The organism is Bradyrhizobium sp. WSM4872, assembly GCF_055811715.1.
The window spans coordinates 201,233-216,816 of record NZ_JBVVPT010000010.1 but is presented as its reverse complement, the minus strand read 5'-3'; the positions used below and the strand labels follow the sequence as shown (position 1 = coordinate 216,816).

Genomic DNA, 15,584 nt, shown 5'->3' with positions numbered 1-15,584 from the left:
GGCTCAGATCCAGCGACGGGCGGTTTTGCGAGAACCGCCCGTTTGCACATCTTGTCAGATTTTCTGGACACAAGAGCACGAAGGACACCGTTAAAACCATCCGCGCAGGGAAGGCCGGGCGATCGGCCACCCTATCGGTCCACCCCGTGTGCACTCCTGTAGCGCACGGACCAACGGGTGCCGCCGGCGCCCGGCCTTCCCTGCGCCCTTTGGCCTCCATTGGGCGATGAACGGCAGCAAGGCTCGGGCAGAATCTGCCGCGGGAACGCGCGGCCGCGTTCGCAATCTGGATTGAGCGCCCCTTCTATTTCACCGTCGCTCTGAGGTGCAGGAGGGTAGCGGAGGCCTCGAAGAGCGACGGCGGCTGGCGGCTCAGCCGTTCATCCTTCGAGGCTCTCCACACGTCGCGTTGCGACGCATGGCTCGCGCCTCAGGATGACGGGATCGGCAGCAAGCGCTCGAGCCGCCTGCGCCGCTGCCCCCCGTCGCACCACTTTTCGCCGGCGCGCCGGACTGTTAGACTGACGCCATTATTTTGGGGAATTTTGATGCGCGCGAGAATTTTCAATCGCGTCCCGGGGCTGGCGACGCTGGTCGCAGCCCTGCTCGTCGTCGCCACGCACCCGGCATCGGCCGAGAAGCGCATCGCGCTCGTGGTCGGCAACTCCGCCTACAAGAACATCATGCCGCTCGACAATCCATCCAGGGACGCGAGCCTGATGGCCGAGACGCTTGGCCTGCTCGGCTTCACGCTGGTCGGAGGCCGCGCCCAGCTCGATCTCGACAAGGGCGCCATGGACCTGGCGGTGCAGAGCTTTGGCCGGCAAGTGCAGGGCGCCGACGTCGCGCTGTTCTATTATGCCGGCCACGGCGTGCAGGTCTCGGGCGCCAACTATCTCGTGCCGGTCGGCGCCAATCCGACGCGCGAGGCCGACGTCGACTTCCAGATGACCGACGTCAACCTCGTGCTGCGCCAGATGCAGGGATCGGGCACGCGGCTCAACCTCGTAATCCTGGACGCCTGCCGCAACAACCCCTTCGGCTCGCGCGGCCTGCGCGCCTCAGATGGCGGCCTCGCGCAGATGCGCGCGCCTGAGGGCACGCTGATCTCCTACGCAACGCAACCCGGCAACGTCGCCCAGGACGGCAGCGACGGCCACAGCCCCTACACCAAGGCATTGGCCGCGACGGTCCGGACCGCGGGCCTCGACGTATTCCAGACTTTCAATCAGGTCGGCCTCGCCGTGAAGCGCGCCACCTCCGGCGCGCAGCAGCCCTGGGTGTCGTCCTCCCCGATCGACGGCACCTTCTATTTCGTAGCCCCGACGCAAACCGCGCCGCCGCAGGTCGCAGCGATGCAGCCCGATGTGCTTCCGGCGGATCGGTTGCGCGCCGATCCGGACCGCGTCCCCTTGCGCGATGCCGCCCTGCTGAGCGAACTCAGCGAGCGGCTCTACGAGCTCAATTTCGATCCTGACAGCCCCGATGGACTGACCCGCGCGATCACGAAGCTCCAGCAGCGGATTTCCATGGCGCCGACGGGCGAAGCCACCGAGGGCCTTCTGCTGCGGATGCGCAAGATGGAGGACCTGAAGCCATGGGGCTCGATCGTCTACGGGCCCGACGGCGGCAAATGGGGCATCTCCTGGAACCACGCCTCGCGGCGCGCGGCGGTAGCGGATGCGCGCGGCAATTGCGCCGGCGCCAAATGTCCGATCGAACTGTCCTTCTATGGCAACCGCTGCGGCGCGTTCGCGATCTCCGACAAATCCTGGTCGCTGGTCCAGCGCGACAGCGTGCAGCGCGCGAAAGACGCCGCGCTTGACGAATGCGGCAAGGCTGGCAAAGCTTGCCGCATTATCGGTTCCGTCTGTGCCGACGGCTCCGGCCGCTGATACGATTTTTCATTTTTTTGGATTTTTGCTCATGCGCAATGCCGTCATCCCTGCGATTGCCCTGGCCTTATTCCTGTCCGTCACCGTCGCTCCACCGTCCGCCGTTGCGCAGTCCGGCAGTGCCGGCGGCTCGATCGGCAATGACGAGAAATCGCTGTCCGGCTCGCGATCGGACCGTTCCGCCGAGCCGGCGCCCTCGGCGCGCCGCAGCAAGCCGGCCGAGGAGCCGCGCAGCTCCTCGCGACGCGGTGGTGGGGGTGGTGGCGGTGGCGGGAGTTTCGACGGCGCCTGGATGGTCGTCAGCGTCGGCTGCGGCGGCACCACGTCCGGCGCGGTCGTGGTCTCCTCAGGCAAGGTCATAGGCCAAGGCGTCACTGGTACCGTCAGCGCGAGCGGCGCGGTCAGCACGTTCGGTCAAGGCGACGGCGTGACCTTCACCGGCTCCGGCCGCCTCGCTGCCCGCAGTGGCTCCGGATCCTTCCGCCGCTCGGACGGCTGCGGCGGAACCTGGACTTCGACCAAGCAATAGCAGCGAAAAAGTCTGCTTCCGCGGCGGAACGAACGCCGCGCAGGCCCGATTCAGGCCACATCCTCTCCGGATTTGCGGCTCATTGCCACCCAAGTCTTTGACGACAAAGGGAAGGTAACGAGTTGCGTCATGCGTAATCGGGAGACCAGGATGGGCAACCGCACCGCAAAATTCTTATCCGCCCTTATGGGCAGCATCATTGTCGGCGCGCCACTTGCCGCCGTGTCGCAGAATGCAACGACGCCACCGAGCACGGCAAATGCCGCGAGCGACTGCCTCGGCTCGCCAAAGGGCGCCGCCCCGCAGGGCCAGCATTGGCATTATCGCCTCGAGCGCGCGACCAAGCGGCAGTGCTGGTATCTGCGCGCCGAAGGCGGCAAGGCCACCCAAACCGCACAGGCTGTGCCCGATACGCCTGCAGCGGATACACCCGTGCCGCAGCAGCACTCGGTCCAGGACGCGCGCGCCGAATATCTGACGCCGCAGAGCATCGCCACGGTGAAGACGCCTGCACAGGCGGGACCTGCGCCGACGCAACAAGCTGCGAGCCCCGCCGCCGACGCCAACGCGCAGCAGCCCGACGTCGCCGCGCGCTGGCCCGAGGCCTCCACGGCGTCCGCCGCGCCCACAGAGCAGCCCTCGCCTGCACCTGCCGCGGTCGCCGCGCAGCCGACCGCGAAGCCGGCGAAGTCCCCTGCTCCGATGGCTCTGACCGCGGCAGACAGCACCGCCGACAAGCAGACCGGCTCGCTCCAGATGCTGCTGCTCGTGATCGGCGGCGCGCTGGCGCTTGCCGGCATCCTCGCCAGCGTCATCTACCGCTTCGCCGGTGGGCGCATCCGCGTTCAGGCCGCCGACCAGCGCCGCGTCAACTGGGACAATTTTGAGCCGCACGATCACGACGATGGCCGCGCGCCGTGGCTCAACGCAGCGCCCGCCGACGCGCCGGATGCTCGGCAGCCCCGCCCGGTGGATTTCGATGCCCTGCGTCCGCAGCCAGCCCAGCTCAAGACCGAGCAGCTTGCCGCGATCGATCGCGAGATTGATGTGATCGATGAGCGCGCACCGCAAGCGCACCACGATGCCGCAGAGCTCGACGATGCCGACATCTTCAACGGAGAATTCCAGATCGAGGCCGCGCCGCAGCTCGCGGCCAACGGCGTCAATGACGAAGAGCCGGCCGGTCGCGATGAAGATGCGGGAGCCGAGGACGCCATCGACATCGACGTGATCACGACGATGCTGGAACGGCTGGCGAAGGACGGGCCGCGGCTGACGGAGCCTAACCTTGAAGCTGGCCTTGCAGACCTCGCACGAACCCCACGAGGCCGGTCTGCCGCTCGCGCTTGAGGCGTTCGGCCTTCAGGATCGACTGTACCTCGGCGAAGGCCTCGTCGACGTCATGGTTGATGACGATGTAGTCGTACTCGGCCCAGTGGCTCATCTCGTGGCTGGCGCGGCTCATGCGCTTGCGGATCACCTCGTCGGAATCCTGCGCGCGCGAATGGAGCCGCTTCTCGAGATCGGCGGCCGAGGGCGGCAGGATGAACACGCTGACGACGTCGGCGCGTGCTTTCTCTCGGAGCTGCTGCGTGCCCTGCCAGTCGATGTCGAACAGCACGTCCTGCCCAGCTGACAGCGCCGCCTCAACCGGCGCACGCGGCGTGCCGTAGCTGTTGTCGAACACGGTCGCCCATTCCAGCAGCTGGTCGGCCTTCGCCATCGCCTCGAAGGTGGCCTTGTCGACGAACGAATAATCCCTGCCGTCGACCTCGCCCGGCCGCATCGCCCGCGTGGTCGCCGACACCGACATTCGAAGGCCGGGCATGCGGTCGATCAACATGCGCGACAGCGTCGTCTTGCCCGCGCCCGACGGCGAGGACAGCACGAACATCAATCCGCGCCGCTCGACACCATCCGTTCCGTGACCGCCAATCGTCATCGATCACTCCAGATTCTGGACCTGCTCGCGGAACTGCTCGACCACGTTCTTCATGGCGAGCCCCGTATTGGTCAGCTCGATGTCGTTCGACTTCGAGCAACAGGTGTTGACCTCGCGGTGAAATTCCTGCGCCAGGAAGTCGAGCTTGCGCCCGACCGGGCCGCCCTTGCCGATCAGCTCGCGCGCCTGCGCGATGTGCGAGGCGATGCGGTCGAGCTCCTCGCGGATGTCGGCCCTGGTCGCAATCAGGATCGCTTCCTGCATCAGGCGGTCGGAATCGAAACGGTCGGAAGTGTCGAGCAGGCTCGCGATCTGTTCGGCGAGCCTGGCCTTGATCGCCTCGGGCTTGCGGCCGGGCGCGGCCTCCGCCTTCTTCGCCAACTGCTCGACCTCGTCCACGCGCTGGATCAATATCTGCCCGAGCGAGGTCCCCTCACGCTTGCGCATCTGGACGAGTTCGGCGAGCGCCTTGTCGAAGGCGTCCGCGGCGGCGGCGCGCGCGGCCTTGTCCTCTTCCTCGTCGCCCTCGGGCTCGGCGACCTCAATGACACCCTTGATGGCCAAAAGCCCGTCGACGCTCGGCGCGACCGCATCGACCTTGCCGGCGATCACGGCGGCGGCCTTGAGGACGGCGTTGAGCACGTCCTCGTTGACGCGGACGCTGGTGGCCGCATTGGCGCGCTTGACGGTCAGATTGGCGTAGACCGTGCCTCGCGAGAGCAGCTCGGCGGCGCGCTTCTTGGTATGAGCCTCGAGCTCGTCGAACCCCTGCGGCAGCCGCACCCTGAGATCAAAGCCCTTGGCATTGACCGACTTCAATTCCCATTCGAACGTATACGGCCCGCTCGCGCCGTGGCTTCGGGCAAAGCCGGTCATGGACGACAACGCCATCAGGTCAATTTCTCCAGAAGCACGGGATTCGCGCGGCCATCAAGCCACGCGAATCTTAAGACTATTTTGCAGGAAAATGTAATCCGCAAAGTCCCGCGGGGCAGGTCTGCACCTGGCCTAGCGCTGGACCACCGGGGGCGAGGGCTGCACCGCGCCTTGCCGGGCCGGCGGCGGACCCGCGGGGCGAGCGGCCGGCGGCTTTTTCTGCTGGTTCGGCCGGGCCGGCGTGGTCGCCGTCGGCGTATCGGCGGTACCGGGCGCGGCGGCGGCGGGTGCCTGCGCGTCCTCGGCCGGCTCGACCGTGTCGTTCTGAATCTGCTTTTCCATCGCGCGCAGCTTGGCGACGTTCTTCTGATGCGCGTCGTAGGTCTCGGTGAAGGAATGCCCGCCGGTGCCGTCGGCAACGAAATAGAGATCGCGGGTGCGGGCCGGGTTGGCGGCAGCCTCGAGCGAGGCCCGGCCGGGATTGGAGATCGGGCCCGGTGGCAGGCCCTCGATGACATAGGTGTTGTAGGGCGAGGGCTGCGTGATCTCGCTGCGCTTGATCGGACGACCGAGCGTGCCCTTGCCCCCGACGAGGCCATAGATGATCGTGGGATCGGACTGCAGCTTGATCCTCTGCTTCAGGCGATTGACGAACACCGCGGCGACGCGGCTGCGCTCGTCCGGCTTGCCGGTCTCCTTCTCCACGATCGAGGCCAGCGTCACCAATTGCTCCGGACTCTTGACCGGAATGTCCTGACTGCGGCGCTCCCAGATCTCGGTCAGCACGCGCTTGTGCGCCTGCTGCATGCGTTGGATCACCTGATCGCGCGGGGTGCCGCGCGGGAACTTGTAGGTCTCGGGCAGCAGCGTGCCTTCCCGCGGCAGCTCACGCACGCTGCCGGTGAAGATGTCGTTGTCGGAGAGCCGCGCCACGATCTGCTCGGAGGTCAGGCCCTCCGGGATCGTCACGGCATGCTGCACCACCTTGCCCTCGACGATGGTGGCAATCACGTCGCGCAAGGATGCGTTCTTCTGGAACGAGTATTCGCCGGGCTTGAGGTCCGAGCTCGCCTTCAACGCAGCGACGCTGGCAATGAACGCCCACGGATTGACGTCGGTCACGCCTTCGCGGTTCAGCGTCTCGGCGATGTCACGCTTGCCGGCGCGCTGCGGGATGTTGACGATCTTGTCTTCCTTCAGCGGTCCCGGCGCCTCGAGCACCTGTCGGCCGTAATAGTACGCGCCGCCCGCGCCGATCATCGCAATCAGCAGCAGGGTGATGATGGCGTTGCCGACGATCACGAAGGGATTGCGCGCGCGATCCGATCGCTTCGGCGGCGGCGGGACCTGCTCGGGCTCGAGCGCTGCCCGCGGGCTCCGGGGCGAAATGGGCGGCCTTTCACTCATCGAAGCAACCTGAATCCTGCCGGTTCAATCGCGACCTGACAATCGCTTGCCGAGCCAAATGCACGCGCCCGCTTCCATGACTATCGCCGAATACGGCAAAACGGTGGATTCGTCGCAACAACAAACTAGTGGACCAGACGCCGGAAGACGACCGATGCGTTGGTACCGCCAAAACCAAAAGAATTCGACAACGCGACGTTGACCTCGCGCTTCTTCGCCTGATGCGGCACCAGATCGATCGCAGTCTCGACCGACGGATTGTCCAGGTTGATGGTCGGCGGCACAACATTATCGCGAATCGCGAGAATGGCGAAGATCGCCTCGATCGCGCCGGCCGCACCCAGGAGGTGACCGGTCGACGACTTGGTCGAGGACATCGCGACCTTGGAAGCGGCATTGCCGAGCAGACGTTCAACGGCACCGAGCTCGATCTCGTCACCGAGCGGTGTCGAGGTGCCGTGCGCGTTGATGTAGTCGAGATCGGACGCGGTGAGGCCGGCGCGCTTGAGCGCCGCCGCCATGCTGCGGAAGCCGCCGTCGCCGTCGGGTGACGGCGAGGTGATGTGATAGGCATCGCCCGAAAGACCGTAGCCGATCACCTCGGCATAGATCTTCGCGCCGCGGCGCTTGGCGTGTTCGAGCTCTTCCAGGACCAGAACGCCGGCGCCCTCGCCCATGACGAAGCCGTCGCGGTCCTTGTCGTAGGGGCGCGAGGCCTTCTCGGGCGTTTCGTTGAAGGCTGTCGAGAGCGCACGCGCGGCGTTGAAGCCGGCAATGCCGATGCGGCCGATCGGCGATTCCGCGCCGCCGGCAACCATGACGTCGGCATCGCCGAGCGCGATCAGGCGGGCGGCATCGCCGACCGCGTGAGCGCCGGTCGAGCAGGCCGTGACCACCGAATGGTTCGGCCCCTTCAGCCCATGCTTGATCGAGACATAGCCGGAGGCGAGATTGATCAGGCGGCCCGGAATGAAGAACGGCGAGACCCGGCGCGGCCCGCGCTCCTTCAACAGGACCGCGGTCTCGGCGATGCCGTTGAGGCCGCCGATGCCGGATCCGATCATGGTGCCGGTTGCGCATTTGTCCTCTTCGGTCTCAGGGTGCCAGTTGGCATCATCGAGCGCCTGGCCGGCTGCGGCCATGCCGAAGATGATGAAGTCGTCGACCTTGCGCTGGTCCTTCGGCTCCATCCAGATATCGGGATTGAAAGTGTCGTTGGTGCCGTCGCCGCGCACGACCGTGCAGCCGATCTTGGTCTGAAGATCGGAGACATCGAAGCTCTCGATTTTGCGTGCGCCGCTTTGGCCGTCGAGGATGCGTTTCCAGGTCGGCTCGACACCGCAGCCGAGTGGCGAAACCATGCCAAGACCCGTGACGACAACCCGCCTCATATTCGAAAACTCCGCATCGAAAGATTCACGGCCAATAACAAGAAACCGGCTGACCGCTGTTGGGCGGTCCGTCCGGTTTCAATGTTGTCCCCGCGAAAATAAAGAGCCTTAGCTCTTCGCGTTCTTCTCGAGAAACTTGGTGGCGTCGCCGACGGTGAGAATCGTCTCCGCGGCATCGTCCGGAATCTCGCAACCGAATTCCTCTTCGAACGCCATCACCAGCTCGACGGTGTCCAGACTGTCGGCGCCGAGGTCGTCGATGAAGCTCGCAGCGTCGACAACCTTCTCGGGTTCAACACCAAGGTGTTCGACCACGATCTTCTTAACCCGCTCGCCAATCTCACTCATTGCATAACCTCGTGTTGTTCCCTGTAGACCCGACCCCCCGGGACGATACGAGCCGTCGTGGTCGTTGACTGCCTTCGCTTACGAACTTTGATCTGGCCCCATCCTAACCGATGCAGGCCCGGCGAATGACGGCCAAGGCTCCGCATCGCCAATATACAGGGTTTCAAAAACCTGCAATGGCGTTCTTTGCCCATCCGTTGAAGGTCCGGTTATCATACTTCAATTGCGTTGACTACAAGCCTCATTTCGCTCCGGAAACGGCCGTTTGCCGCATTCCGCACCCCAGGGGGCGGTGCGGCATGAAGCGTCAGATCATGGCCATGCCGCCGTTGACGTGGATGGTTTGGCCGGTGACATAGGCCGCTTCGTTCGAACTCAGGTAGACGGCGGCCGCCGCGATGTCCTCTGGCGTGCCCAGGCGATTGGCCGGAACCTTGGTCAGAATCGTTTCGCGCTGCTTGTCGTTGAGCGCATCGGTCATCGGCGTCTTGATGAAGCCGGGCGCGATGCAGTTCGCGGTGACGCCACGCTTGGCGTATTCGGCACCTAACGTCTTGATCATCCCGATCAGGCCCGCCTTCGACGCGGTATAATTGCCCTGCCCCGGGTTGCCGGTGACGCCGACAACCGAGGTGATGGCGATGATGCGGCCGAAGCGCTTGCGCATCATCAATTTGGTGGCGGCGCGGGCAAGCCGGAAGGTCGAGGTCAAATTGATGTTGATGACCTCCTCCCAGTCCTCGTCACGGAGCTGCACGAAGAGATTGTCGCGGGTGATGCCGGCATTGGCGACGAGGATGTCGACCTGTCCCATCGCCGCTTCGGCGGCGGGCACCAGCGCCTCGACCTCGTCGGCCTTGGAGAGATTGCAGGGCAGCACATGGGTGCGCTCGCCGAGCTTGCCGGCAAGCTCATCCAGCACTTCCTTGCGCGTGCCTGATATCGCAACGGTGGCGCCCTGCGCGTGCAGCGCCTGCGCGATCGCGCCGCCGATGCCGCCGGTTGCGCCGGTGACGAGCGCCTTTTTGCCAGTCAAATCGAACATCGATAACTCCTCCAAGGCACGATCCGGAAAAGTGCGCAGCGGTTTTCCGAAAGGATCGTGCGTCAACTAAAGAACTCGCGCGCGACGACGAATTATCGCGCCTCAGGCCTGCTTGGCAGCGGCCAATGCATCCTTGGCGGCAGCAATGTCGTTGGGACCACCGACCGCAACGCCGACGGCACCGTCCGCAATACGCTTGACGAGGCCGGTCAGCACCTTGCCGGCACCGATCTCGAAGAAACGCGTGACGCCCTGCCCCGCCATATAGGCGACCGACTCGCGCCAGCGCACGGTACCGGTGACCTGCTCGACCAGGCGGCGGCGGATCTCGTCGGGATCGGTGATCGCGCTCGCCAGCACGTTCGACACCAACGGGGCCGCCAGCGCCTTGATCGTGACCTCGGCCAGCGCCTCCGCCATCGCGTCGGCAGCCGGCTGCATCAGCTTGCAATGGAACGGCGCGGACACCGGCAGCAACATCGCGCGCTTGGCGCCCCTGGTTTTGGCGATCTCGACGGCGCGATCGACCGCGGCCATGTCGCCGGAGACGACCACTTGTCCGCCGCCATTGTCGTTGGCGGCCTGGCAGACCTGCCCCTGAGCGGCCTCGTCCGCCACCGCCACGGCGGCCTCGTAGTCGAGGCCGAGCAGAGCGGCCATCGCACCGACGCCGACCGGCACGGCTTTTTGCATTGCGAGACCGCGGATGCGAAGCAGCCGCGCGGTGTCGGAAATGGTCAGGCTGCCGGCCGCGGCCAGCGCCGAATATTCACCGAGCGAGTGGCCGGCGACGAAGGCCGCATCCCGCCCCACGGAAAACCCGGCTTCGGCCTCCAGCACCCGCAGGGTGGCGACGGACACGGCCATCAGGGCCGGCTGGGCGTTTTGGGTGAGCTGGAGGGTTTCAGCCGGACCATCCCAGATGGTCGCAGTCAGCTTCTCCCCTAGCGCGGCGTCGACCTCGTCGAACACGGCGCGCGCCACCGGAAAGGCATCGGCCAGGGCCTTGCCCATGCCGACCGCCTGGGAACCCTGCCCCGGAAATGTGAATGCTGCCGTCATCGGCGCTCCCTGCTTGTCGGGCGTGATCCCTGCGAGAACCGGCAGCCGATGACGCACGGCCTTAGGCCATGGTTCCGGATCATGCTCCAAAGGGGGCCGTAGACACTGTCCGGGGCCGGAATGTCAAGCCAAGATAGGAACTTCGACCAGCCTTCAACCGGCAGCCTTCAACTGGAGAGACGGGTCCCTAAAATCCGCCGGCCGTCTGGTTGGCGTCGACCTCGGACCCAGCCTGCGCGCGGCGCGCACTGTTGACCAATTGCCCCGGCCGGTCGTCGCGGTTCGGCTTCGCGGTCGCAAGCCGCAGCACGGCCGCGTAACTCGGCTGCACCTCCATGCGACCCGCGTACCGGCTCTGGCTCAGCAGGCGGTGCACCTTCGGCAGATTGTAGCAGGGCACGTAGAACAGGAGATGATGTTCGAGGTGGTAGTTCACGTAATACGGCGCGATGAACAGACGCTCGAGGAAGTTGGCGTAGGTGGTGCGGGTGTTCCGCAAGGGATCGCTGCTGTCGGGCACGACCGCGTGCTCGGCGATGTTGCGGATGCGGGTGATGACCATCATCCAGGTCAGGAGCGGCACCAGCCATAGCAGCGGATAGGCCCACCATACGCCGGCCGCCGTGAGCGCTGCGAACATCGCGCCATTGACCAGAGATTGGGGCCCAAGCTTCTCCCAAAAATGCGCCGCGCGCTGTCGCAACGGCCAGTCCTTCGGACCGAGCGTATTGAGCAACTGCGCCTTGCGCTGCTGGTAGCCGGTCTGCCCGGTGAGGTCGCGAATGAACTTGCGGCGATAGCTCAGCTTCGTGATGGGAAATGGCGCCGACAGCACGAGGTCGGGATCATCCTCCTGCTGCGTGCGCGCATGATGCTGAAGATGATAGCGCCGGTAGCTGCGCGTCTCCGCAAACAGAGGATAGGCGCAGAACCACTGGCTCAAGGTCAGATTGGTTTTCTCGTCGGCGGACAGGCAGCCATGCGCGCCGTCATGCATGAGGATCGCGAGCCCGAGCTGGCGCGAGCCGATGATAGCGACGGCGACAATATAGGTGATCGGATTGGGCCACCACGCGACCAAGGCGATTGCGGCGATGATGAGCGCCCAGGCGTGCGCGATCAGCGCGACGCCTTTCCAGGTCACGCGCCGGCGCACGTCGGCAAGCTGGTCGTCGGTCAGGAAATCGCGGGCACGCATGCGAAGCGCAGTCATGGCCTAACTCTCCTCATTCGAATGGCTTGAGGCGTCGCGCGCGTCGACGAGGCGCAGGCGCGCAGCGTCATGCTCGGATTTCGCCTGTTCGCCCAGCACGCGCAGCATCTCGGCGCATAGCGCCTCTGGCGACCGGCCCATGGCGTAACCCTCGAGGATGATTCCGATGGCGACGGCCCAGAACCGCCGCGAACTCTCATCGGGCGCGCGCAGGGAGCGCCAGCCGTGCCGCGCGACCTGGCTCGCATAGGCCCGCGCACCTTCACTGTGCAGGCGCTCGATGGTGCGCTCAACCAGCGGCGCGAGATCCTGGCGCCGCCGCGTCAGCGTCAGCGCCTCGGCGAAGAAGGTTACCGAATCGCTCGCCGTGACGGTCTCGGCCAGCGCGCGGGTATAATCCTGCGGCGTGCGGGCTTTCAGCGCCGCCTGCTCGGTCGCTCGCGCCAGATACAGCAGCTCGCGGCAGGCGCATTCGACGAACAGCGCCTCCTTGGTGCGGAAGTAATAGGTGATCTGGCTCGGGAACGCGTTCGCAGCGGCTGCGATGTCGGCGATCGCTGTACCCGACAGCCCCCGCTCCCGAAACAGCGGGCTCGCGGCATCCAGCAGCAGCGAGCGCATTTTGCGACCGGCCGACCGCGTGGCGCGGGCGGCGTGCTTGGGGTCGCCTGCCGCCTCGATCGGCTCGTGGGCCGGCTTTTCTGCCATTGGGCTTCGCTCCCGTTGACTTATTTGTATGATATACAAACAAACAAATCAAGCCGGTATGGTAGCCGGCGGGGGATCCACTCCGCATCGGGACCCCGCGCCGAAAACGGCGCCTGCAACCTTGCCAAGTCGGCCGAAATCCGTATAACGCGCCCATCCGCAGACCCCGGCCGGGAGCTGAACGGACGGTCTCAGCAAATCATTCGTGATTTTGGTGTGGCAGGGCCAGTCGGCCCGTCGTCCCGTGTTTCCGCCTTCTGAGCTTAATCCCAGAGTCCTTTCCGAAGGCCTCTTAAGGGCTTGACGCCGGGCGATGCGCCAACATGAGGAAAGGACTTCCATGGCTCTCTATGAGCATGTTTTTCTCGCGCGCCAAGACGCGAGCACCCAGCAGGTCGAAGAGCTGACTGCGCAGATGACCGGCATCGTCGAGGGTCTCGGCGGCAAGGTCACCAAGACCGAGAATTGGGGCGTACGCTCCCTCACCTACCGCATGAACAAGAACCGCAAGGCGCATTTCGTGCTGCTCAACATCGACGCGCCGTCCTCGGCGATCGCCGAGATCGAGCGCCAGGAGCGCATCAGCGAAGACGTGATCCGCTATCTCAGCGTCCGCGTCGAGGAGCTCGAGGAAGGTCCGTCCGCGATGATGCGCAAGGCCGACCGTGACCGCGAGCGTGACGACCGTGGCGGCGGCTTCCGCGGCGATCGCGAAGGCGGTGGCTTCCGTGGCGACCGCGAGGGTGGTTTCCGTGGTGGCGATCGTGAAGGCGGCGGCTTCCGCGGTGACCGCGGTCCGCGCCGTCCGCGCGAAGACGTTGAAACCACCACCACCACGACGGATGGGGAGTAAGAACAATGGCTGAAGCTGGTGCACGCCGCCCGTTTTTCCGTCGCCGCAAGAGCTGCCCGTTCACGGGCGCGAATGCTCCGAAGATCGACTACAAGGACTCCAAGCTGCTGATGCGTTACGTCTCCGAGCGCGGCAAGATCGTGCCGAGCCGCATCACCGCGGTGTCCGCGAAGAAGCAGCGTGAGCTTGCCCGCGCCATCAAGCGCGCGCGGTTCCTGGGCCTGCTGCCCTACGTCATTCGCTAAGACGAATTCGGCCGGCGGCGACATCGCCGCCGGCCGAACGACCTAGTTTTTCATAAGGCTTCCGGGTCGTCCGGTCGCCGATGGTTGGGGCGAGATGCCTCTAACCGCTCGAAGGGAGCGGGACAGCTGATGATGGCCTTTGGACTGATAGCCCTGATCGCCGGCGCTGCGTCGGCCTTGATGTTCGCCTCGATCATTTCGGGCGCGCTGATCTCGCTCGTCCTGTTCTATCTCGCACCGCTGCCGCTGATGGTCGCTTCGATCGGCTGGGGACCGCTTTGCGCGAGCCTCGGCGGCATCGCCGCCGCCCTTGGCCTTGGCGCCCTGTTCGGCCTGCCCTACTGCATCGCCTTCGCCGTCACCGTCGCATTGCCGGCCTGGTGGCTCGGCCATCTCGTCCTGCTCAGCCGGCCGGTGGGACCCGCCGCGCCGGAGCCCGCCGCCGAGCTGCCCACCGGGCCTGCGCTCGAGTGGTATCCGGTCGGCCGCATCCTGCTGTGGATCGCGGGCTTCGCCACACTGACCACGATCGCCGCGCTGCTCACGATCGGCACCGACGCCGAGACCATCACCGGCACGCTGCGCCGTGGCTTGATGCGCCTCCTCCGCGCCGCCGACCCGCAGAGCTCCGGCGAGACCGACCAATTCGTCGGCGCACTGGTGCGTATCTTGCCGGCCGGTGCCACCATCGTTGCGATGATGACGCTGACCCTCAACCTCTGGCTCAGCACCAAGGTGACGGCGACGTCGGGCCGGCTGCGGCGCCCCTGGCCGGACCTGATGACGGCGGAGCTGCCGCCGATGACGCTCGTGGCGCTCTGCATCGCGCTCGCCTTCTGCTTCACCGGCGGACTGCTTGCGATCGTGGCGCAAATCGCGACGGCTGCGCTGATGATGGGATATGCGCTGACCGGCTTTGCCGTGCTGCATACGCTGACGCTGGCGCTGAAGAGCCGCACCTTCTGGCTCGGCTCGACCTACGCCGTCGTGGTCGTGTTCGGATGGCCCGTCATCGCGATGGTGATCCTCGGCCTCGCGGATGCCGTGTTCGGCCTCCGCGAACGCTTTCTTCGTACGCGCCAGCCACCGCCGCTGCCGACCTCTTGAGTTCAAGTCCGAAAGTTCAAGTTCGAAATTCCACCTCACTCAGCACATCAAAGGAGAACGAATATGGAAGTCATTTTGCTGGAACGCGTCAACAAGCTCGGTCACATGGGCGAAGTCGTGAAGGTTCGCGACGGCTATGCCCGCAATTTCCTGCTCAAGCGCGGCAAGGCGCTGCGCGCCACCGCCGACAATCGTGCCAAGTACGACGGCATGAAGGCCGAGCTCGAGGCTCGCAACCTTGAGTCCAAGGGCGAGGCGTCCAAGGTCGCCGAGAAGATCCAGGGCAAGAACATCATCGTGATCCGTCAGGCTTCGGAAGCCGGCCAACTGTTCGGCTCGGTCAACGTGCGCGACATCGTCGTGGCGTTCGAAGCCGACGGCGTTTCACTGTCCCGCCCGCAGGTTCAGCTCGACGCGCCGATCAAGACCATCGGCAAGCACACCATCACGGTCGCCATCCATCCCGAGGTCGAGATCGAGATCAGCGTCACCGTGGCGCGCAGCCAGGACGAGGCCGAGCGCATCAACCGCGGCGAGGACATCTCGAGCCGGAACGAAGACCGGGATGCTGCGGCCGAAGCGATCGCAGCCGCCGGCGAGTTCTTCGACCCCGAAGCCCAGCAGGACGACGCCGAGCCGGCGCCGGCTGCGGAAGAGACCGAGAAGTAAGCCTCGCGCTCGTTTGCGCAGGCTGCGAAGCCCGGTCGCCTCAGGCGGCCGGGCTTTTCGTTGTGGCGGCAACGTCCTCGCCCAGCATCGCGGTCGACGCGAGCGCCGTTGCCGTATGCTTCTCGACGCCGTCGGTGACGCAGAAAACGTCGGCTGCGACCACGGAGACCTGACGCCCCGGCTTGATCACCCTCGCCCGGCAGATCAGCTTCTCGCCGGCCGCGGGCGACAACAGATTGAGCTTGTACCCAAGACATGCGAAGGCCGCGCCAGAGCGCGGCCTTCGCATGTCTA

Annotated in this window: 16 protein-coding genes and 1 pseudogene; 7 read left to right on the top strand and 10 right to left on the bottom strand. The window is 65.6% G+C overall.

Features of this window, described 5'->3' with window-relative positions:
- The first annotated feature begins 548 nt into the window (after nucleotides 1-548).
- From AC0L3C_RS17010 to AC0L3C_RS17000, 3 genes are all read left to right on the top strand, one after another.
- The gene (locus AC0L3C_RS17010) at nucleotides 549-1,895 is read left to right on the top strand and encodes a caspase family protein (protein ID WP_473408518.1); all 1,347 of its coding nucleotides are present in this window, start codon (nucleotides 549-551) and stop codon (nucleotides 1,893-1,895) included.
- 31 nt (nucleotides 1,896-1,926) lie between these two features.
- Complete coding sequence (locus AC0L3C_RS17005) at nucleotides 1,927-2,424, top strand: hypothetical protein (RefSeq protein ID WP_473257199.1); 498 nt, start codon at nucleotides 1,927-1,929, stop codon at nucleotides 2,422-2,424.
- A gap of 150 nt (nucleotides 2,425-2,574) precedes the next feature.
- On the top strand, nucleotides 2,575-3,774 hold the full coding sequence (locus tag AC0L3C_RS17000) for a hypothetical protein (RefSeq protein ID WP_473408524.1): 1,200 nt from the start codon (nucleotides 2,575-2,577) through the stop codon (nucleotides 3,772-3,774).
- On the opposite strand, the gene gmk is transcribed toward AC0L3C_RS17000, so the two are convergent.
- From gmk to AC0L3C_RS16955, 9 genes are all read right to left on the bottom strand, one after another.
- On the bottom strand, nucleotides 3,707-4,366 hold the full coding sequence (gene gmk / locus AC0L3C_RS16995) for a guanylate kinase (RefSeq protein WP_473257204.1): 660 nt from the start codon (nucleotides 4,364-4,366) through the stop codon (nucleotides 3,707-3,709). The genes AC0L3C_RS17000 and gmk overlap by 68 nt on opposite strands.
- A 3-nt stretch (nucleotides 4,367-4,369) precedes the next feature.
- A complete protein-coding gene (locus tag AC0L3C_RS16990; RefSeq protein WP_473408517.1) occupies nucleotides 4,370-5,257 on the bottom strand; it encodes a YicC/YloC family endoribonuclease in 888 nt (295 codons plus the stop codon).
- 117 nt (nucleotides 5,258-5,374) lie between these two features.
- Nucleotides 5,375-6,649, bottom strand: coding sequence for an endolytic transglycosylase MltG (gene mltG / locus AC0L3C_RS16985; RefSeq protein WP_473257208.1), 1,275 nt, complete (start codon nucleotides 6,647-6,649; stop codon nucleotides 5,375-5,377).
- 125 nt (nucleotides 6,650-6,774) lie between these two features.
- Nucleotides 6,775-8,040 carry a beta-ketoacyl-ACP synthase II gene (fabF, locus tag AC0L3C_RS16980; protein WP_473257213.1) on the bottom strand — a complete coding sequence of 422 codons (1,266 nt, stop codon included), beginning with the start codon at nucleotides 8,038-8,040 and terminating at the stop codon, nucleotides 6,775-6,777.
- A 108-nt stretch (nucleotides 8,041-8,148) separates the two neighbouring features.
- Nucleotides 8,149-8,388: an acyl carrier protein gene (locus tag AC0L3C_RS16975; protein WP_006020277.1), complete on the bottom strand. Its 240-nt coding sequence runs from the start codon at nucleotides 8,386-8,388 to the stop codon at nucleotides 8,149-8,151.
- Between the two features lie 307 nt (nucleotides 8,389-8,695).
- On the bottom strand, nucleotides 8,696-9,433 hold the full coding sequence (fabG, locus tag AC0L3C_RS16970) for a 3-oxoacyl-[acyl-carrier-protein] reductase (RefSeq protein WP_007592006.1): 738 nt from the start codon (nucleotides 9,431-9,433) through the stop codon (nucleotides 8,696-8,698).
- A gap of 102 nt (nucleotides 9,434-9,535) precedes the next feature.
- Nucleotides 9,536-10,495: an ACP S-malonyltransferase gene (gene fabD, locus AC0L3C_RS16965; protein WP_473408516.1), complete on the bottom strand. Its 960-nt coding sequence runs from the start codon at nucleotides 10,493-10,495 to the stop codon at nucleotides 9,536-9,538.
- A gap of 187 nt (nucleotides 10,496-10,682) precedes the next feature.
- The gene (locus AC0L3C_RS16960) at nucleotides 10,683-11,708 is read right to left on the bottom strand and encodes a fatty acid desaturase family protein (protein ID WP_473408515.1); all 1,026 of its coding nucleotides are present in this window, start codon (nucleotides 11,706-11,708) and stop codon (nucleotides 10,683-10,685) included.
- A 3-nt stretch (nucleotides 11,709-11,711) separates the two neighbouring features.
- Nucleotides 11,712-12,416, bottom strand: coding sequence for a TetR/AcrR family transcriptional regulator C-terminal domain-containing protein (locus AC0L3C_RS16955; protein ID WP_473408514.1), 705 nt, complete (start codon nucleotides 12,414-12,416; stop codon nucleotides 11,712-11,714).
- A 340-nt stretch (nucleotides 12,417-12,756) separates the two neighbouring features.
- Here AC0L3C_RS16955 and rpsF point away from each other — a divergent pair, with 340 nt between their 5' ends.
- The 4 genes from rpsF to rplI all read left to right on the top strand — a co-directional run bounded on the left by rpsF (nucleotide 12,757) and on the right by rplI (nucleotide 15,290).
- Nucleotides 12,757-13,269 carry a 30S ribosomal protein S6 gene (rpsF, locus tag AC0L3C_RS16950; RefSeq protein ID WP_473257227.1) on the top strand — a complete coding sequence of 171 codons (513 nt, stop codon included), beginning with the start codon at nucleotides 12,757-12,759 and terminating at the stop codon, nucleotides 13,267-13,269.
- Between the two features lie 5 nt (nucleotides 13,270-13,274).
- Nucleotides 13,275-13,514 (top strand): 30S ribosomal protein S18, encoded by a 240-nt coding sequence (gene rpsR / locus AC0L3C_RS16945; RefSeq protein ID WP_007592020.1) that lies wholly within the window; start codon nucleotides 13,275-13,277, stop codon nucleotides 13,512-13,514.
- Between the two features lie 129 nt (nucleotides 13,515-13,643).
- Complete coding sequence (locus AC0L3C_RS16940; RefSeq protein WP_473257229.1) at nucleotides 13,644-14,621, top strand: hypothetical protein; 978 nt, start codon at nucleotides 13,644-13,646, stop codon at nucleotides 14,619-14,621.
- A gap of 63 nt (nucleotides 14,622-14,684) precedes the next feature.
- Complete coding sequence (gene rplI, locus AC0L3C_RS16935) at nucleotides 14,685-15,290, top strand: 50S ribosomal protein L9 (RefSeq protein WP_007592024.1); 606 nt, start codon at nucleotides 14,685-14,687, stop codon at nucleotides 15,288-15,290.
- A 40-nt stretch (nucleotides 15,291-15,330) separates the two neighbouring features.
- Here rplI and AC0L3C_RS16930 read toward each other — a convergent pair.
- Nucleotides 15,331-15,537 (bottom strand): annotated as a pseudogene (locus tag AC0L3C_RS16930) (acyl-CoA thioesterase domain-containing protein); the annotation flags it as partial.
- Nucleotides 15,538-15,584: the final 47 nt, after the last annotated feature.